Below are 18,576 nucleotides of genomic sequence, written 5' to 3'. Positions count from 1 at the left end.
CTGCGGGCGGAGCGGCTTATGCCGTCCCGCCCTTTTCCGCTGAGTTCGCCCTGCCACGCATACCGGCGCGCCGTATCCGCGCCAGATCCGCAAGCGATAGAATGGCTGGGTCGTTTCCGGCCGGCGCAGCCTAGCGGCGGCGCCGCTCAGCCCTTTTTTCATCCACGGGCCCCATGAAAGTACTGGTAATCGAAGACGAGAAGAAACTGGCCGAATACCTGCGCCTGGCGCTGACGGAACACAACTATGTGGTGGACGTCGCGATGGACGGGATCAGCGGCCTGCATCTGGCTCGCGAAAGCCAGTACGACCTTATCCTGCTCGATGTGATGCTGCCCGGCATGGACGGCTTCTCGGTGCTGCGCGAATTGCGCAAGAGCGACCGCGTGCCGGTGCTGATGCTGACGGCGCGCGACAAGATCGAGGACCGAGTCAAGGGGTTGCGCGACGGCGCCGACGACTATCTGGTCAAGCCCTTCGCCCTGTCGGAGCTGCTGGCGCGCGTGCTGGCGCTGGGCCGGCGCAGCGGCCAGAACCAGGCCGAGGTCGGCGGGCAGAACGTGCTGCGCGTGGGCGATCTGGAACTGGACCTGTTGCGCCGGCGCGCCTCGCGCGGCGGCGTCCGGCTGGACCTGACGGCCAAGGAATTCACGCTGCTGGCGCTGCTGATGCGCAAGCAGGGTGAGGTGCTGTCGAGGCTGGAGCTGGCCGAGCAGGTATGGGACATCAATTTCAACAGCAACACCAATGTGGTCGAGGTCGCGGTGCGACGCCTGCGCGGCAAGGTCGACGACCCCTTTGACCAGAAGCTGCTGCACACGGTGCGCGGCATGGGCTACGTGCTGGAACTGCGGGAAGACTGATGCAGCCGCGCTCCGGCTCCCTGCGCCGCTGGCTCTCGCGCTGGCTGGCGATGCTGACGTTCCTGGGGCTGGGCGGGGTATGCCTGGCGGTGTACTACGCCACCAACCTGAACCTGCAGACCCGCCAGGAAGCGCTGCTGCAACAGAAGATGGAAGTCATCCGCCACCTGGTCGACGAGAACGCCGCCACCGGCGATTCGACCACCCTGCGGCACAAGCTAAGCGATTTCTTCTATGGCCGCCCGGATTTTTCCCTGGTGCTGGAGATCGATGGCGCCAAGACCGCGTTCGGCGCAGACATCGCCGAGGATGAGGATCACGCGCACGAGCGGCGCATCATGTTCTCGCTGCCAGCGCCGGGCACGCCGGGCGATGCCATGCACGCCGAGCTGGTGCTGGACATCACGTCCGACCTGCATCTGCGCGCCGCGCTGGCCTGGACCCTGATCGCCTGCGCCTTCGTGGGCGCGGCCGCGGTGTCGGGCATCGCGGCGCTGCTGGTGCGGCGCGCCATGGCCCCCGTGGACGAGCTGGGGCGGCAGGCGGCGCGGCTGGCGCCGGACCGCATCGGCGAACGGCTGGACGAAAGCGGACAGTCCGAGGAAATCCAGCCGCTGGTGCGGCAGTTCAATGCCGTGCTGCAGCGCCTGGAGCGGGCTTATGTGCAGATGGAGGGCTTCAACGCCGACGTGGCGCACGAGATGCGCACGCCGCTGGCCACGCTGATCGGCCAGACCGAGCTGGCGCTGAGCGGTCGCCGTTCCGAGGCGGTGCTGCGCGATGTCATGGGCTCCAACCTGGAAGAGCTGCAGCGGCTGTCCGGCATGGTCAACGACATGTTGTTCCTGTCGCAGGCCGACCGTGGCGCGCAGGCGCGCGGCGTCTGGGTCAACCGGCTTTCCGAGGTGCTGGGCGAGGTGGCCGACTACCACGAGGCCGAGGCGCAGGAGCGCGGGCTGACGCTGGCCGTGTCGGGCGAGGCCGCCGCCTGCATCGACCGCCCGCTGTTGCAGCGGGCGGTGTCCAATCTGGTGTCGAACGCGGTGCGCTACGCGGATGCGGGAAGCACGATACGCATCCATGTTTCGCACGACGATGAGCACGCGCTGATCGCCGTCAGCAATGCGGGCGAACCGATAGCGAAGGAACACCTGCCCAGGCTGTTCCACCGCTTCTATCGCGGCGACGAGGCGCGCGGCTTCGACGCCAATCATCACGGGCTGGGACTGGCCATCGTCGCGGCCATCGCCCGCATGCACGGCGGCCGGCCCTTCGCGGCTTCCGAGGGCCGCGACATCACCATCGGCTTCTGCCTGTCGGCGCGCAAGATTACCGAAAACTAATCCTGGCGTCGGGCTTCTGTCGCGACCGCTTCCCTAGACTTTTCTCCATGCGCCCGGTGCGCGCCCGACAGGGCGATTCCGCTACCCGGCATTCCGGCCGTCCCTCGCGGCGGCCTGTCACCCGTCATGGAGAAATCATGAAACGTTCCATTGCTGCGTCGTCCTGCATGCTGGCCCTGGTCCTGTCCACGAGCGCCCTCGCGCAGGGACCGGCCGGCGGCAACCCCCAAGCCTATGCCGCGCCGCGCCAGGCCGCCGCCATGGCGTCCGCGCCGGGCGATGCGTCGGCGCCGCTGACGCGCGCTCAGGTGCTGGCCGATCTGGCCGTGTGGAAGAAGTCCGGCATGTCCGATCTGTATCGCGGCAACCAGGAACCCGACGTCTACAGCGCCAAGTACCGCAAGCGCTATGCGGAGTACCTGCGCCTGCGCAACGGCCCCGAGTACCAGGCCGCGCTGCGCCGCGAGCAGGAGCGGGGCAACTGAGCCCGCTCCCGCGCGCGGCGGGCCGCCCGTCCTACTCGGTATAGGACTTGGTGCTGTACTGGCTGATCGGCAGCAGATTCAGCACCGGCAGGCCGGTGGCCGGATCCTTGGCCTGCTTGTCAATGTAGGCCTGCAGCACGTCGGCATCCAGCACGCCGATGTCCTGCCGGCGCGCGGCCGGCACATTGGCCAGGGTCTTGTAGCCGTCGCCGCCGGTGGCGTTGAAGCTCAGCACGAAGAGCTTGTACGTGCGGCTGGCGTCCAGCGGACCCCATGAGGACGTGGCGGCGTCGTAGACCTCGATGTTGGATACCCGGCTGCCTTGCGGCTGCGCGGCGTTGACGTCGAAGCGCAGGCCGCCCGTGTACGGGTATGGACCGGTCGATCCGCCCGGGCCGTAGACCGCCTGCATGCCGTCTTCCAGCATGCTCTTGACCTCGGCGCCGGTCACGTTCAGGCGCCACAGCATGTTGCCGAAGGGCACCACCTCGATCACATTGGCCGCCGTGACGGTGCCCTTGAGCGGCACGCGCACGCCGCCGCCGCTTTGCAGCGAGATGTCGGCGCCGCCGTAGCTGGCGTTGCCCACTTCCAGGTAGGCCTGGGCTACCAGCTGCTGGATGTCGCCGCCGCGCAGGCTGACGCTGCCCAGCGTGTTGCAATCCACGCCGGACCGGCTGTAGTCGCGCGAGCCGGGCCCGCCCGGCACGCGGCGCGAGCACAGTTCCTGCGGCACCTTCGCCACCTGGCTGGCGCTGAACGTGTCGACCTTGGCCTTGAAGGGCTGCAGTACGGCCAGCGCGCCGGCGTCCGGCTCCTGCGGATACAGGAAGCCGCTGGCCTTGATGTCGGCCGCGATGGCGGCCTGGTCCGCCGGGGAGACCGCCGCGCCGCCGATCTTGTAGGCGCTGCCCATCAGCACGTGCGGCGTGCCGGCGCAGGCCGTCACGTCGCCATTGGCGTCGAAGCTGACCTTCAGCTCGCCCACCACCTGCGAGTATTCCCAGGCCTGCACCAGGCAGACGCGCTTGCCATCCTTGTTCTTGACTTCGGTGGGGTAGGCGCCGGCCGGCGAGCCGACGCCGTAGCCCGCCATGCCAGCCGGCCCGAGCAGGGTGTGCGAATCGCCGCCCACCACCACGTCCACGCCGCTCAGGTTGGGGATGATCTGCTTGTCGTAGTCGTAGCCGATGTGGCTCATCACGATGATCTTGTTCACGCCTTGCGCGCGCAACGCGTCGATCTGCTGCTGCGCGGCGGCGGTCTCGTCGCCGAACACGGTGCCGGGATCGGGGCTGGACGACTGCTGCGTCTTGTTGGCGATGGTCAGGCCGACCAGGCCGATGGACTGGCCGTCGCGTTGCAGCACGATGGAGGGCTTGACCAGGCCGGGCGCGCGCGAGGGGTTCAGCGCGGAATTGGCGCCGAAGGTCACGTTGGCGCTGAGCACCGGCGTCTGGCAGGCGCCCTTGTGCAGCAGGTCGATGAAGCGCTTCAGGCCGCTGTCGCCCTTGTCGAACTCGTGGTTGCCCAACGTCATGGCGTCGAAGCAGACCGTGTTCATCATGGCCGCGTCGGCTTCGCCCGGATCGCCGGCGCGGTTGAAGTACAGGGTGCCGGTGGTGGCGTCGCCGGCGTGCAGCTTGAGCACATTGGGCGAGGCGGCCGAGAGCGCCTTGATGGCGCCCGTCACGCGGGCGAAGCCACCGGCGTCGGCGTTGACCGTCACGGTCGCGCCGGCGGCGTTCTTGAGCTTGAAGTCCTTCTTCTTGCTGTCCAGGTTGGAGTGATGATCGTTGATGTGCAGGATCGTCAGCTCCATCGGCCGGGCGGCCACGGGCGGCGTGGTGGGAGTGGTGGGCGGGGTCGGCGCCGGGCTGTCGTCGTCATCGTCGCTGCCGCCGCAGGCGGCCACCAGCGCCATCATTCCCAGCATCGTCGCGCGCGCGCAATGCCGCTTCCAGTCTTGCTTCCAGTCCATTCTCTTTCCCGCGTGGTTGGTCTTGGAACGGCGAATGATCGTGGCGGCAGATGACGTGCAGATGAACCGGGCGTGAAGAAAAAACAACGGGCGGCCCGTGGACCGCCCGTGAATGCCGGTGTGACGCGATGGATCAGTAGTGGATCACGGTGCGGATCGATTTGCCCTCGTGCATCAGGTCGAAGGCCTCGTTGATGCGGTCCAGCGGCAGTGTGTGGGTGACGAAGGGATCCAGGTCGATCTTGCCGCTCATGGCGTCCTCGACCATGCCGGGCAGCTGGGTGCGGCCCTTGACGCCGCCAAAGGCGGAGCCGCGCCAGACGCGGCCCGTGACCAGCTGGAACGGACGCGTGCTGATTTCTTGGCCGGCGCCGGCGACGCCGATGATGATGCTCTCGCCCCAGCCCTTGTGGCAGCATTCCAGCGCCGCGCGCATCACGTTGACGTTGCCGATGCATTCGAACGAGAAGTCCACGCCGCCGTCGGTCAGCTCGACGATCACGTCCTGGATGGGACGGTCGTGGTCCTTGGGGTTGACGCAGTCGGTCGCGCCCATGGCCCTGGCCAGGATGAACTTGTTGGGATTGGTGTCGATGGCGATGATGCGGCCGGCCTTGGCCTGCACCGCGCCCTGGATCACGGCCAGGCCGATGCCGCCCAGGCCGAACACGGCGACGGTGTCGCCTTCCTTGACCTTGGCGGTGTTGTGGACCGCGCCCAGGCCGGTGGTCACGCCGCAGCCCAGCAGGCAGACCTTTTCGTGCGGCGCGGCCGGGTTGATCTTGGCCAGCGAGATCTCGTTGACCACGGTGTATTCGCTGAAGGTCGAGCAGCCCATGTAGTGGTAGAGCGGCTTGCCTTCATAGCTGAAGCGCGAGCTGCCGTCGGGCATGACGCCCTTGCCCTGCGTGGCGCGGACCTTCTGGCACAGGTTGGTCTTGCCGGACAGGCAGAACTTGCATTCGCGGCATTCGGCCGTGTAGAGCGGGATGACATGATCGCCGGGTTGCAGCGAGGTCACGCCCTCGCCCACTTCGACCACCACGCCCGCGCCTTCGTGGCCCAGCACGGCGGGGAACAGGCCCTCGGGATCGTCGCCGCTCAGGGTGAAGGCGTCGGTATGGCAGACGCCGGTGTGCGTGATGCGCACCAGCACTTCCCCGCGCCGCGGCGGCGCCACGTCGATTTCAACGATTTCCAGCGGCTTGCCGGGTCCGAATGCGACTGCTGCGCGTGATTTCATGATGATGCTCCAGAGCGTTGACGATGGTGTTGCTTCTGCCGTACACGACGCGGGGCCATGTGCGCGGATGTTGCCCTGGCCGCTCCGCTGCCGCGCCCCTTTGAGGGGGGAGCGCGATAGCGCTTCGGCGGTGGGCCTTGTTCATTTGAGATAAGTGCGGACGATGCGCATGATCTGGTCGATCTCGGCGTCGGCGTCGGCGGTCGGGGCGGGCGCCTGGGCCGATTGCGCGAAGGTTTCGCGCAGATGGCTTTCCAGCACTTCGGCCATCAGCCCGGTGGCCGCGCCGCGCAGGGCCGCCAGCTGTTGCAGCAGCGCGCCGCATTCCGTGCCGTCGTTGACGGCGCGCTCCAGCGCCAGGGCCTGGCCCTGGATGCGGCGCAGGCGCGTCGTGACGCGCTTTTTCTCTTGCGGGCTGTGGGGCACGGCCGGGACTCCGTTGGATACAGGGGGGGAGTATAAAAAATTCACCGCCCGGCGTCCAGGACGGTCCAGGATCTCGGCGTGCCGGCGCCGTCTGCAATGATGTCTATACGTGTCTAGTCATCCTCTATATAATTCCCGAAACATGAGAACTGGCCAGGCGCTCGCATCCTGCCCGCCGGCCCAGCACAGGACTGTTTCGTGGCTTCCAACCCTACCCGATTGCCCGTCCAGCCAGACGCCCTGCCCGCCCCGCTGTATGCGCGGGTCAAGCAGATGATCGCCCAGCAGATCCGCAGCGGCGCCTGGCCCGCGCACTACCGCGTGCCGTCCGAAAGCGAGCTGGTCGAGGAACTGGGCTTCAGCCGCATGACCATCAACCGCGCCTTGCGCGAGCTGACCGCCGAAGGGCTGCTGGTGCGCATGCAGGGCGTGGGCACGTTCGTGGCGCAGCCCAAGGCCCGCTCGGCGCTGTTCGCGGTGAACAATATCGCCGACGAGATCGCGGCGCGCAATCATCGTCATCACAGCCGCGTGATCCGGCTGGCCGAGGAGCCCGCCGGCAACGAGCAGGCCCTGATGCTGGAGATCCGCGAAGGCCAGCCGGTGTTCCATTCGGTCATCGTGCACTACGAGGACGACCTGCCCATCCAGCTCGAGGACCGCTACGTCAACGTCAAGCTGGCGCCCGACTACCTCAAGCAGGATTTCACGCAGGGCACGCCCTATGAATATCTGACGCGCGTGGCCCCTCTGACCGAGGGCGAGCACGTGGTCGAGGCGATCCGCGCCAAGCCGCGCGAGTGCCAGCTGCTGCAGATCGAGCGCGACGAACCCTGTCTGTTGATACGCCGGCGCACCTGGTCGGGCGAGCGCGCGGTCACGCTGGCTCGCCTGATCCATCCCGGATCGCGCCATCGTCTTGAAGGAAAATTCACCACATGACCCAGTTCGACGCGCGCCTGTACCGGGCGCGGGACTATCCGCGCATGCCGTGGCGCAACGGCGGCGGCACCACCCAGGAAGTGGCCTGCAATCCCGGCGGCGGCACGGCCGGCTTTGAATGGCGCCTGTCCATCGCGGACGTGGGGCAGGATGGCGGCTTTTCGGCCTTCGACGGCTTCCAGCGCATCATCACCGTGCTGGAAGGCGCGGGTATCGAGCTGACTGTCGACGGTCGTCGCGAGCCGCCGCTGGGACCGCGCCGCGCCTATGCCTTCCGTGGCGACGCCAAGGTGGACTGCCGCCTGCTGGACGGCCCCATCCGCGACTTCAACCTGTTCTACGCGCCGGCGCGCTGGCAGGCCCGCCTGCAATGGTTGAACGCATCCTGCGTGTTCCACAGCCCGGCCCGCGCCGTGCTGCTGCTGAACGCGTCCGACGCGCCGCTGGCGCTGGCCGTTGACGGCGCGCGCCACGAGCTGCCGTCGCGGCATGACTGCCTGCACATCGAAACGGCCGGTGGCCTGGCCGAATATCGCATCGAGCCGGCGACGGCGTCCGCCGCGCTGGACGCCTGCCTGATCGAGCTGCTGCCCGTCGCCGCCTGAGCGCGGCGGCGTTTCCGACCCCGGTTTTTCCGCCCCGTCCGCCCCGCGGGCGGGGCGCGGTCGCGCGCCCGTGGCTCGTCTTTGCTGCGGGTAATCCCTGACAAAAAAATAGCTCGTCCCATCTTGTATATACAAGCATAGGCATCCTATGATTCGGCCAATGGCCGCGGATCCAAGGCGCGGCGCACCTGGCTATGGAGACCACGATGGAAAAATCGAAACGCTACCGCGACGTCGAGATCCGCGCCCCGCGCGGCAAGCAGCTGACGGCCAAGAGCTGGCTGACCGAGGCACCGTTGCGCATGCTGATGAACAATCTCGATCCGGACGTGGCCGAGAACCCCAGGGAGCTGGTGGTCTATGGCGGCATCGGCCGCGCCGCGCGCGACTGGGACTGCTACGACCGCATCGTCGAGTCGCTGAAGAACCTGAACGAGGACGAAACCCTGCTGGTGCAGTCCGGCAAGCCGGTGGGCGTGTTCAAGACCCACGCGAACGCGCCGCGCGTGCTGATCGCCAACTCCAACCTGGTGCCGCATTGGGCCACCTGGGAACACTTCAACGAGCTGGACGCGCGCGGCCTGGCCATGTACGGCCAGATGACCGCCGGCAGCTGGATCTATATCGGCAGCCAGGGCATCGTGCAGGGCACTTACGAGACCTTCGTCGAAGCCGGTCGCCAGCATTACGACGGCAAGCTCGCGGGCCGCTGGGTGCTGACCGCCGGCCTGGGCGGCATGGGCGGCGCGCAGCCGCTGGCCGCCACGCTGGCCGGCGCCTGCTCGCTGAACATCGAATGCCAGCAGAGCAGCATCGACTTCCGCCTGCGTACCCGCTATGTCGACGAGCAGGCCGCCGATCTGGACGACGCGCTGGCACGCATCGCCCGCTACACCAAGGAAGGTCGCGCGATCTCGATCGCGCTGTGCGGCAATGCCGCCGAGATCCTGCCGGAACTGGTGCGGCGCGGCGTGCGTCCGGACATGGTCACCGACCAGACCAGCGCCCATGATCCGCTCAACGGCTATCTGCCCGTCGGCTGGACTTGGGCCGAATACCGCGAACGCGCGAAAAGCGAGCCGGCCGCCGTGGTCAAGGCGGCCAAGCAGTCCATGGCCCGGCACGTGCGCGCCATGCTCGAATTCCAGAAGCAGGGCGTGCCCACCTTCGACTACGGCAACAACATCCGCCAGATGGCCAAGGAAGAAGGCGTGGACAATGCCTTCGACTTCCCCGGCTTCGTGCCCGCGTATATCCGCCCGCTGTTCTGCCGTGGCGTCGGTCCGTTTCGCTGGGCCGCGCTGTCCGGCGATCCGCAGGACATCTACAAGACCGACGCCAAGGTCAAGGAACTGATTCCCGACGATGCGCACCTGCACCGCTGGCTGGACATGGCGCGCGAACGCATCAGCTTCCAGGGCCTGCCGGCGCGCATCTGCTGGGTCGGCCTGGGCCAGCGCGCCAGGCTTGGCCTGGCCTTCAACGAGATGGTGCGCAGCGGCGAGCTGTCCGCGCCCATCGTGATCGGCCGCGATCATCTGGACTCCGGTTCGGTGGCCAGCCCCAACCGTGAAACCGAGGCCATGCGCGACGGTTCCGACGCCGTGTCCGACTGGCCGCTGCTCAACGCGCTGTTGAACACCGCCAGCGGCGCCACCTGGGTGTCGCTGCATCACGGCGGCGGCGTGGGCATGGGCTTTTCGCAGCATTCGGGCATGGTCATCGTCTGCGACGGCACCGACGCCGCCGCCGAGCGCATCGCCCGCGTGCTGACCAATGACCCGGGCACCGGCGTCATGCGCCATGCCGACGCGGGCTACGAGATCGCGATCGACTGCGCCCGCGAGCAGGGTCTGAACCTGCCGATGATCACGGGCCGCTGAGCGGTCCGGGGAGCCGCGCTGGCGCGGCTCCCGCACATGGGGGAAAAGGCGCCGGCCTGTGCACAGGCGCCAGGAGACGAAAGCATGGCGACACCAGTCGGGTCGGAACGGGCGCCGCTCATCGAGCGGCGTTCGATCGACTACATTCCGGAATCGGAGCGGCACGGCAAGCTCTACAGCCAGTTCACGCTGTGGATGGGCGCCAACCTGCAGATCACGGCCATCGTCACCGGCGCCCTGGCGGTGGTGCTGGGCGGCGACGTGTTCTGGTCGCTGGTGGGCCTGCTGGTCGGCCAGCTGTTCGGCGGCGCCATCATGGCGCTGCACGCCGCGCAGGGGCCGCGACTGGGCCTGCCGCAGATGATCTCCAGCCGGGTGCAGTTCGGCGTCTACGGCGCGGCGATTCCCATCGCGCTGGTCTGCGTCATGTACCTGGGCTTCACCGCCACCGGCACCGTGCTGTCGGGCCAGGCCATCGGCCAGCTGCTGGGCGTGAGCGACAGCGCCGGCATCCTGATGTTCGCCGCCGCCATCGTGCTGGCCACCGTGTTCGGCTACCGCGTCATCCACATCATCGGCCGGGTGGCGACGCTGCTGGGCATCGTCGCCTTCGTCTACCTGTTCAGCCGCGTCATGGCGCTGGCCGATGTGGGCGAGCTGCTGGCCAACCGCCATTTCACCTGGAGCTCGTTCCTGCTGTCGGTGTCACTGGCGGCCTCCTGGCAGATCGCTTTCGGGCCGTATGTGGCCGATTACTCGCGCTACCTGCCCAGCCGCACGTCTTCGGCCAGGACTTTCCTGGCGGTGGGCCTGGGTTCGGTGGCGGGCGCGCAGATCGCGATGGTGCTGGGCGTGCTGGCCGCGGCCATGGCGCCGGGTCAGTTCGCCGGCCGCGAAGTGGCCTACATCGTGGGCCTGGGCGGCACGGGTACGATCGCCGCGCTGCTGTATTTCAGCATCGCCTTCGGCAAGATCACCATTTCGACGCTGAACTCCTACGGCAGCTTCATGTGCATCGCCACCATCATCAGCGGCTTTCGTGGAAGCATCGAAGTCACGCACCGGCAGCGCGTGGTTGCCGTGCTGCTGATCGTGGGCGCGGCGACGGCCGTCGCGCTGATCGGGCAGCACAGCTTCCTGGGCGCGTTCAAGTCCTTCATCCTGTTCCTGCTGGCCTTCTTCACGCCCTGGAGCGCGGTCAACCTGGTGGACTATTACTTCGTGAACCGCGAGCGCTATGACGTGCCGGCGCTGGCCGACCCCGACGGACGCTACGGCCGCTGGAACATGACGGGCCTCACCGTCTACGCCGTCGGCGTGCTGGTGCAGATGCCCTTCATCTCGACCAAGCTCTACACCGGCCCCCTGGTCCAGCACCTGGGCGGCGTGGATATTTCCTGGATCATCGGCCTGATCGTGCCGAGCATCCTGTACTACCTGCTGGCCCGCAACGGCGCGCCGGCTGCGCGCCGCCACGCCACGAGCGGCGGCCACGACATTGCATGAATACCGCCTGACGGCGGCATAGGAGATCGACAATGGATTTGCACTTGAAACCCGGCCAACTCACGCTGTCCGACCTGCGCCAGGTCTACCACCAGCCGCAGCGCCTGACCCTGGATCCGTCGGCGGCCGGCCCGATCGACGCCAGCGTGGCCTGCGTGGAGCGCATCATCGCCGAGGACCGCACCGCCTACGGCATCAACACCGGCTTCGGCCTGCTGGCGTCCACCCGCATCGCGCGCGAGGACCTGGAAGCGCTGCAAAGCTCGCTGGTGCTGTCGCACGCGGCCGGCGTGGGCGAGCCGCTGGACGACGCCATGGTGCGCCTGATCATGGTGCTGAAGATCAACAGCCTGGCGCGCGGCTACTCCGGCATCCGCCGCAAGGTCATCGACGCGCTGATCGCGCTGGTCAACGCCGAGGTCTATCCGCACATTCCGCTCAAGGGCTCGGTGGGCGCGTCGGGCGACCTGGCGCCGCTGGCGCACATGTCCCTGCTGCTGCTGGGCGAGAACCGCGCGCGCCATCGCGGCGAGTGGCTGCCTGCCCGCCAGGCGCTGGAAATCGCCGGCCTGCAGCCGTTCACGCTGGCGGCCAAGGAAGGCCTGGCGCTGTTGAACGGCACCCAGGTGTCGACCGCCTATGCGCTGCGCGGGCTGTTCGAGGCCGAGGACCTGATGTCCGCGGCGCTGGTCTGCGGCGGCCTGAGCGTGGAAGCCATGCTGGGCTCGCGCGCGCCCTTCGATCCGCGCATCCACGCGGCGCGCGGCCAGCGCGGCCAGATCGACGTGGCCGCCGTCTACCGCGACCTGCTGACCGACGACAGCGAGGTTGGCCATTCGCACGCCGACTGCGGCAAGGTGCAGGATCCCTATTCGCTGCGCTGCCAGCCGCAGGTCATGGGCGCCTGCCTGACGCAGATCCGCCAGGCCGCCGAGGTGCTGGCAGTCGAGGCCAATGCCGTGTCGGACAACCCGCTGGTGTTCGCCGCCGAGGGCGACGTGATCTCGGGCGGCAACTTCCATGCCGAGCCGGTGGCCATGGCCGCCGACAATCTGGCGCTGGCGCTGGCCGAGATAGGCGCGCTGTCCGAACGCCGCATCTCGCTGATGATGGACAAGCACATGTCGCAGCTGCCGCCCTTCCTGGTGAACAACGGCGGTGTGAACTCCGGATTCATGATCGCCCAGGTGACGGCCGCCGCGCTGGCCAGCGACAACAAGGCGCTGGCGCATCCGGCCAGCGTCGACAGCCTGCCCACCTCAGCCAACCAGGAAGATCACGTGTCGATGGCGCCGAACGCGGGCAAGCGCCTGTGGCCGATGGCCGAGAACGTGCGCGACATCCTGGCCATCGAATGGCTGGGCGCCTGCCAGGGCCTGGATTTCCGCGAGGGCCTGAAGACCTCGCCCAAGCTGGAGCGCGCGCGCCAGCTGTTGCGCCAGAAGGTGGCGCACTACGAGAAGGACCGCTTCTTCGCGCCCGACATCGAACAGGCCAGCGCGCTGATCGCCGGACGCAGCCTGAACGCGCTCATGCCGGCGGGCCTGTTGCCCAGCCTGTAACGCAACACCGGCCCGCGCGCGCGGCGTGGGCCCTCCCGCCGCAGCCGCTTGCAGCGCCCCGCAGAGGGCGCGCGGGCGGCGCTCGGCCCTGCCCGCGGCATTCCCACCACATGGAGACAAGCATGCAAGAAGTGCAGAGCAGTGAGTTGAAGAGAGGGCTGAGCGCCCGGCACATCCGCTTCATCGCGCTGGGGTCGGCCATCGGCACCGGCCTGTTCTACGGCTCGGCCAAGGCCATCCAGGCCGCGGGCCCCTCGGTCCTGATCGCCTACCTGATCGCCGGCGCCGCCGTGTACATGGTGATGCGCGCGCTCGGGGAAATGGCGGTGCACAACCCGATGGCCGGCTCCTTCGGCCAGTACGCCAGCCAGTCCCTGGGACCGCTGGCCGGCTTCATCACCGGCTGGACCTACACTTTCGAGATGATCATCGTCTGCCTGGCCGACGTCACGGCGTTCGGGCTGTACATGGGATTCTGGTATCCGGACGTGCCGCAGTGGATCTGGGTGCTGGCCATCGTGCTGCTGATCGGCGGGCTCAACCTGTGCACCGTCAAGCTGTTCGGCGAACTGGAATTCTGGCTGTCGCTGCTGAAAGTGGCCGCCATCGTCGCCATGATCGCCGGCGGACTGGGCATCATGCTGTTCGGCATCGGCCTGAGCGCGGACGCGCCGGCCACCGGCGTGCACAATCTCTGGCAGAACGGCGGCTTCATGCCCAACGGCATCGGCGGCTTGATCGCATCGCTGGCGGTGGTGGTGTTCGCTTTTGGTGGCATCGAGATCATCGGCATCACGGCCGGCGAGGCCAAGGACCCGGGCCGCACCATCCCGCGCGCCATCAACGCTGTGCCCCTGCGCATCCTGCTGTTCTACGTGCTGACGCTGTTCGTGCTGATGGCCATCTTCCCCTGGTCGCAGATCGGCAGCCAGGGCAGCCCCTTCGTGCAGATCTTCGACCAGCTGGGCATCCCGTCCGCCGCCACCATCCTGAACATCGTGGTGATCTCGGCCGCCGTGTCGGCCATCAACAGCGACATCTTCGGCGCCGGCCGCATGCTCTACGGCATGGCGCAGCAGGGCCAGGCGCCGCGCGGCTTCGCCGCCGTGTCGCGCCGTGGCGTGCCGTGGATGACGGTTGTGGTGATGTCGGCCGCGCTGCTGATCGGCGTGGTGCTGAACTATCTGATCCCGAAGGATGTGTTCCTGTTGATCGCTTCCATCGCCACCTTCGCCACGGTCTGGGTCTGGCTGATGATCCTGCTGTCGCAATTCAACATGCGCCGAAAGATGGACCCTAGGGAGGCCGCGCAGCTCAAGTTCCCGGTGCCGCTGTGGCCGGCCGGCCCGATCCTGGCGATCGCCTTCATGGTCTTCGTGATCCTGGTGCTGGGCTACTTCCCCAACACGCAGGCCGCGCTTATCGTGGGAGCCGTGTGGATCGCGCTGCTGTGCATCGCCTATCGCCTGTGGGTGCTGCCGCAACGCAAGGCGGCGCAGGTGCGCGTCCCGGAGCAGGGCGCGCCGCAAAACCCGTCCCGGCCGCTGACGCAGGGCTCGGACTGAAACAACGCAAGCAACAAGGAGAACCGGCAATGAAACAGGTCTGGCGCAACTGCCACGCCGCCACGATGCAAGGCGGCGCGTACTCGATCATCGAGCGCGCGGCCATCGTCACCGAGGACGGGCGCATTGCCTGGATCGGCCCCGAGGCCGAGATGCCGCTGGATGGCTCGGCGGCCGTGCAGGACCTGGGCGGCGCCTGGGTCACGCCGGGCCTGGTCGATTGCCACACCCACCTGGTGTTCGGCGGCAACCGCAGCCTGGAGTTCGAGCAGCGGCTGCAGGGCGTGGACTATGCCGAGATCGCCGCGCGCGGCGGCGGCATCGCCAGCACGGTGCGCGCCACGCGCGCCGCCACCGAGGACGAGCTGTACCTGGATGCGAGCCGGCGCGCGCTGCACCTGCTGCGCGACGGCGTGACCACGCTGGAGGTCAAGTCGGGCTACGGCCTGGACCTGCCCAACGAGCGCAAGATGCTGCGCGTGGCGCGCCGCCTGGGCCGCTCGCTGCCGCTGACGGTGCGCGCCACCTGCCTGGCGGCGCACGCGCTGCCGCCCGAGTTCACGGGCCGGCCGGACGACTATATCGACGAGGTCGCCCGCCGCATGCTGCCGGTGCTGGCGGCGGAAGGGTTGGTGGACGCCGTGGACGCCTTCTGCGAGCACCTGGCGTTCTCGCCGGCGCAGGTCGAGCGGGTGTTCCAGAGCGCGGCGCACCTGGGCCTGCCGGTCAAGCTGCATGCCGAGCAGCTGTCGTCACTGCACGGCGCCACGCTGGCGGCGCGCCATGGCGCGCTGTCGGCCGATCACCTTGAATACCTGACCGAGAGCGATGTGCTGGCCATGGCGCAGGCAGGCACCGTGGCGGTGCTGCTGCCGGGCGCGTTTTACGCGCTGCGCGAAACCCGGCTGCCGCCGGTGGATCTGCTGCGCCGCCACGGCGTGCCGATAGCCATTTCCACCGACCTCAATCCGGGCACCTCGCCGGCGCTGTCGCTGCGCCTGATGCTGAGCATGGCCTGCACGCTGTTCCGCCTGACGCCGGAGGAAGCGCTGGCCGGCGCCACCCTCCATGGGGCCCGCGCGCTGGGATTGGAGACCACGCATGGCACGCTGGAAGCGGGCAAGGCGGCGGACTTCGTGGCCTGGAGCATCGATCATCCGTCGGAGCTGGCCTACTGGATTGGCGGCGAATTGCCCAGGCGCGTCGTCCGGCATGGGCAGCAGGTGTACGCGACGGCGCCGGACGCGGCGGCCTGACAGCCGCCGGGCCGCGATGCATGCGGCCTACGCCGCCATCGCCAGCGCCGGCAGGCCCGCCTGGGACGGCAGGCGGAAGGCGCTGACCGCGCTTTGCAGCCGCTGCGCCTGCGTTTCCAGCGACGACGCGGCGGCGGCGGCCTCTTCGACGAGCGCGGCGTTCTGCTGGGTCACGTGATCCATCTGCGTGACCGCCGTGTTGACCTGGTCGATGCCCGTGACCTGTTCCTGCGAGGCGGCGGCGATATCGGCCACCAGCGAGGTCAGGTGTTCGATGGTCCGCACGATTTCCTCCATCGTGCGCCCGGCCGTCTCCACCTGGGTGGACCCCGCCTGCACCGTGGCGCCCGAGGTGTTGAGCAGCTGCTTGATTTCCTTGGCCGCCGTGGCGCTGCGCTGCGCCAGTGAGCGCACCTCGCCCGCCACCACCGCGAAGCCCTTGCCCTGTTCGCCGGCGCGGGCCGCTTCCACGGCCGCGTTCAGCGCCAGGATGTTGGTCTGGAACGCGATGCCGTCGATCACGCCGACGATGTCCTCGATGCGGCTGGAGTCCTGGGCGATTTCGCGCATGGTGTTCACGGCATCGCGCACGGCCTGTCCGCCGCGTTGCGCCACTTCGGACGCGGTCGAGGCCATCTGGTTGGCCTGGCGCGCGTTCTCCGCGTTGCTGCTGACGGTGGAGAGCAGCTGCTCCATGCTGGCAGCGGTTTCCTCCAGCGAGGCGGCCTGCTGCTCGGTGCGGCTGGACAGGTCCTGGTTGCCCGCGGCGATTTCGCTGGATCCGATATGTATTTCATGTACGCCCGCGCGCACCGCGTGCACGGTGCGGACCAGGCTGGCCTGCATCTCCTGGAGGTACGGGATCACCTGTCCCACGCAGTTGCGGCCGAAGGCCGCGATCGGAGTGGTCAGGTCGCCGGCGGCGATGCGCTGGAAATGGCCGCGCACGTCCTCCAGCGGACGCTTGACGAAATGCACCACGTACAGGTCGCCCAGCACCAGCAGCAGCAGGCAGACGGCCAGCACGGCGCCGGTGCCGATATAGGCATTGCGGCGCTTGGCGGCGGCGCTCTCCCATAGCTGGGTCTCGCGTTCCTTGGCGTAGGCCTCGTATTGCTCGATGCTCTTGCCGAAGGCGCGGCTGGCGGTCACGACCGGGCCGGCGCCATGGGCGCGGGCGCGCGCCACATCGCCGGCCGTCAAGAGGTCGCGCTGGACCGCGATGCCCGCCATGGTCAGGGCCTCGAAGCCCGATTTCATGGGATCCAGGATGGCGGCCGGGGTATCGTTGCCGGCCAGTTCCAGGAATATGGCCTGCTGCTTGCGGGCTTCGGCCAGGGCGGCGTCGATGCTGCGGCCTTCCTCGGCCGCCTGCGTGGCGTCGCCGGCGGCGGCATATTCCATCTGGCGCGACAGGCGCAGGCGCGCACGCATGATCTGGTCGTTGACGCGCGAAAGCGCCGAGACTTCGTGCAGCAGTTCGGTGCTGTCGGTCAGCGCATCCGCCGAGCCGCGCAAACCGTTGATGGTGATTGCCGACATGCCGGCAAGCAGGACGCTGATGGTGAGCAGGGTGCCCAGGATCATGCGGCGGATGGTGATGTCTTTCAGTAGCTGTTTCATGACGCGACGCTCTTGAGTGCTAAGGGGGTGCTACATCGGCAACAACGGCTTGGAGACAGGCGAATTTAGCTGGCGTTACAACATGACGGAATGTGCCAGCTGGGCATGGAACAAATCGACATTTCAAGCAATAGTGTTGCGTTTTTCATGTCAGGTGAGAATGTTTTCCTCACGGTCTGGTCTGGAGTGTCATAACTGCATGAAGCGTGGTGGGGTCATTAATTTGACGCTGTCCTGCAGGTATTGGATTAAATATGTGGGGTTATATTTCTTCGAATATCAGCGATGTTCGTGATATTTCAATTGGCTTAAGACTATCTTTAAAATAAAACTAAATTACTCGGGAGTAGTAAAAAGAAAAGTAAAATCCAGCACCGATGTTAAGAAAATAACTTGAATAAGCCAGCGGGGTATGGAAAATACGCTCGTGTTGCTCCAGATCTTGTATCTGATCTGATAAGACACACCCATGTTGGGGTAGGTTGAATCAGCAGTATTTTGTGGAGTGGCGCGCATGGAACGCCTGATCTATCGCAAAACCGGATTTCTTTTATTCACTTCTCTGGCATCCGCATCGAGCCTGGCGGCGCAGAATTCCACGACCTTCAACGTCAGCATCATCATCCAGGCCAACTGCACCATCGCAGCTACCAACCTGACTTTCCCTCCCCAGGGCGTGCTGAGCGCTGCGGTCGCGTCCACCTCGACGCTGACCGTCACCTGCACCAACACCACGCCGTACACCGTCGGCCTTAGCGCGGGCACCGGCACGGGCAATACTGAAACCAGCCGACGCATGTTCGGGGCCGTCAACACCACGGCATCCGTCGGCTACCAGTTGTTCAAGGCCGACCTGACCACGAACTGGGGCGATGCCACCGTGGCGGCGCGCGTGAGCGGCACGGGTACCGGGGCTGCGCAGACGCTGACCGTCAATGGCTCGGTGCCGGCCCAGGCCACGCCGGCGCCTGACACCTATAGCTCGATCGTCACCGCCACCGTCTATTTCTGAGGAGCGTGGTCGTGTGCGCGCGCATACCCGCCATGCTGGTGGTTCTGCTCGGCTGGATTTGTCCGGCCGGCGCCGCGACGCTGCAGATTTCCCCGGTCATGGTCGAGATGGCGCCGCAGCAGGGCGCCAGCGGCATCATGCTGCGCAACCCGGACGCGATGCCGGTCTATGGCCAGGTGCGGGTCTACGCCTGGGAGCAGCGCGGAGGCGACGATGTGTTGTTGCCCACCGATGAGATCCAGGTAAGTCCCCCCATCATCCAGGTGCGGCCCGGCGGCGAG

The 18,576-nt window shown here is 67.4% G+C and carries 16 protein-coding genes; 12 read left to right on the top strand and 4 right to left on the bottom strand.

The genetic code is table 11. The features are described 5' to 3' along the window. Positions 1 to 173 precede the first annotated feature (173 nt). From ACEU5R_RS29820 to ACEU5R_RS29810, 3 genes are all read left to right on the top strand, one after another. Complete coding sequence (locus ACEU5R_RS29820) at positions 174 to 863, top strand: heavy metal response regulator transcription factor (protein ID WP_103272074.1); 690 nt, start codon at positions 174 to 176, stop codon at positions 861 to 863. Then, positions 860 to 2,206, top strand: coding sequence for a heavy metal sensor histidine kinase (locus tag ACEU5R_RS29815; RefSeq protein WP_392413402.1), 1,347 nt, complete (start codon positions 860 to 862; stop codon positions 2,204 to 2,206). Before ACEU5R_RS29820 ends, ACEU5R_RS29815 begins: the two co-directional genes overlap by 4 nt. A 137-nt stretch (positions 2,207 to 2,343) precedes the next feature. Continuing rightward, the gene (locus ACEU5R_RS29810; protein ID WP_392413400.1) at positions 2,344 to 2,691 is read left to right on the top strand and encodes a DUF4148 domain-containing protein; all 348 of its coding nucleotides are present in this window, start codon (positions 2,344 to 2,346) and stop codon (positions 2,689 to 2,691) included. A gap of 31 nt (positions 2,692 to 2,722) precedes the next feature. Here ACEU5R_RS29810 and ACEU5R_RS29805 read toward each other — a convergent pair whose 3' ends face one another. The 3 genes from ACEU5R_RS29805 to ACEU5R_RS29795 all read right to left on the bottom strand — a co-directional run bounded on the left by ACEU5R_RS29805 (position 2,723) and on the right by ACEU5R_RS29795 (position 6,341). Next, complete coding sequence (locus ACEU5R_RS29805) at positions 2,723 to 4,672, bottom strand: bifunctional metallophosphatase/5'-nucleotidase (RefSeq protein ID WP_392413398.1); 1,950 nt, start codon at positions 4,670 to 4,672, stop codon at positions 2,723 to 2,725. 133 nt (positions 4,673 to 4,805) lie between these two features. Then, complete coding sequence (locus tag ACEU5R_RS29800; RefSeq protein WP_103272077.1) at positions 4,806 to 5,915, bottom strand: S-(hydroxymethyl)glutathione dehydrogenase/class III alcohol dehydrogenase; 1,110 nt, start codon at positions 5,913 to 5,915, stop codon at positions 4,806 to 4,808. Between the two features lie 141 nt (positions 5,916 to 6,056). Further along, positions 6,057 to 6,341 carry a metal-sensing transcriptional repressor gene (locus ACEU5R_RS29795; protein ID WP_103272078.1) on the bottom strand — a complete coding sequence of 95 codons (285 nt, stop codon included), beginning with the start codon at positions 6,339 to 6,341 and terminating at the stop codon, positions 6,057 to 6,059. A 198-nt stretch (positions 6,342 to 6,539) separates the two neighbouring features. On the opposite strand from ACEU5R_RS29795, the gene hutC reads away from it, so the two are divergent. The 7 genes from hutC (at position 6,540) to hutI (ending at position 15,660) form a co-directional block, all read left to right on the top strand. Beyond that, positions 6,540 to 7,283 carry a histidine utilization repressor gene (gene hutC / locus ACEU5R_RS29790; protein ID WP_349291632.1) on the top strand — a complete coding sequence of 248 codons (744 nt, stop codon included), beginning with the start codon at positions 6,540 to 6,542 and terminating at the stop codon, positions 7,281 to 7,283. Continuing rightward, positions 7,280 to 7,888 (top strand): HutD family protein, encoded by a 609-nt coding sequence (locus ACEU5R_RS29785; RefSeq protein ID WP_392413396.1) that lies wholly within the window; start codon positions 7,280 to 7,282, stop codon positions 7,886 to 7,888. The genes hutC and ACEU5R_RS29785 overlap by 4 nt, the downstream gene beginning before the upstream one ends. 206 nt (positions 7,889 to 8,094) lie before the next feature. Next, the gene (gene hutU / locus ACEU5R_RS29780; protein WP_103272081.1) at positions 8,095 to 9,771 is read left to right on the top strand and encodes a urocanate hydratase; all 1,677 of its coding nucleotides are present in this window, start codon (positions 8,095 to 8,097) and stop codon (positions 9,769 to 9,771) included. Positions 9,772 to 9,855: 84 nt separating this feature from the next. Beyond that, positions 9,856 to 11,277, top strand: coding sequence for a purine-cytosine permease family protein (locus ACEU5R_RS29775; protein ID WP_392413394.1), 1,422 nt, complete (start codon positions 9,856 to 9,858; stop codon positions 11,275 to 11,277). 32 nt (positions 11,278 to 11,309) lie between these two features. Further along, positions 11,310 to 12,839 (top strand): histidine ammonia-lyase, encoded by a 1,530-nt coding sequence (gene hutH / locus ACEU5R_RS29770; protein ID WP_103272083.1) that lies wholly within the window; start codon positions 11,310 to 11,312, stop codon positions 12,837 to 12,839. Between the two features lie 122 nt (positions 12,840 to 12,961). Beyond that, the gene (locus tag ACEU5R_RS29765; protein WP_392413392.1) at positions 12,962 to 14,404 is read left to right on the top strand and encodes an amino acid permease; all 1,443 of its coding nucleotides are present in this window, start codon (positions 12,962 to 12,964) and stop codon (positions 14,402 to 14,404) included. Between the two features lie 29 nt (positions 14,405 to 14,433). After that, complete coding sequence (gene hutI, locus ACEU5R_RS29760) at positions 14,434 to 15,660, top strand: imidazolonepropionase (RefSeq protein ID WP_103272085.1); 1,227 nt, start codon at positions 14,434 to 14,436, stop codon at positions 15,658 to 15,660. Between the two features lie 27 nt (positions 15,661 to 15,687). On the opposite strand, the gene ACEU5R_RS29755 is transcribed toward hutI, so the two are convergent. Continuing rightward, a complete protein-coding gene (locus ACEU5R_RS29755) occupies positions 15,688 to 17,283 on the bottom strand; it encodes a methyl-accepting chemotaxis protein (protein WP_392413390.1) in 1,596 nt (531 codons plus the stop codon). Positions 17,284 to 17,797: 514 nt separating this feature from the next. Here ACEU5R_RS29755 and ACEU5R_RS29750 point away from each other — a divergent pair. Both ACEU5R_RS29750 and ACEU5R_RS29745 read left to right on the top strand, forming a co-directional pair. Beyond that, positions 17,798 to 18,295: a spore coat U domain-containing protein gene (locus ACEU5R_RS29750; RefSeq protein WP_392413388.1), complete on the top strand. Its 498-nt coding sequence runs from the start codon at positions 17,798 to 17,800 to the stop codon at positions 18,293 to 18,295. Between the two features lie 11 nt (positions 18,296 to 18,306). Further along, positions 18,307 to 18,576 (top strand): molecular chaperone (locus ACEU5R_RS29745; protein WP_392413386.1); only part of this gene is annotated, 270 nt, incomplete at its 3' end.

Origin of the sequence: Achromobacter sp. 413638 (genome assembly GCF_043119405.1) — a bacterium.
Lineage (GTDB): Bacteria > Pseudomonadota > Gammaproteobacteria > Burkholderiales > Burkholderiaceae_B > Achromobacter.
This window is presented reverse-complemented; position numbering and strand designations above follow the sequence as displayed.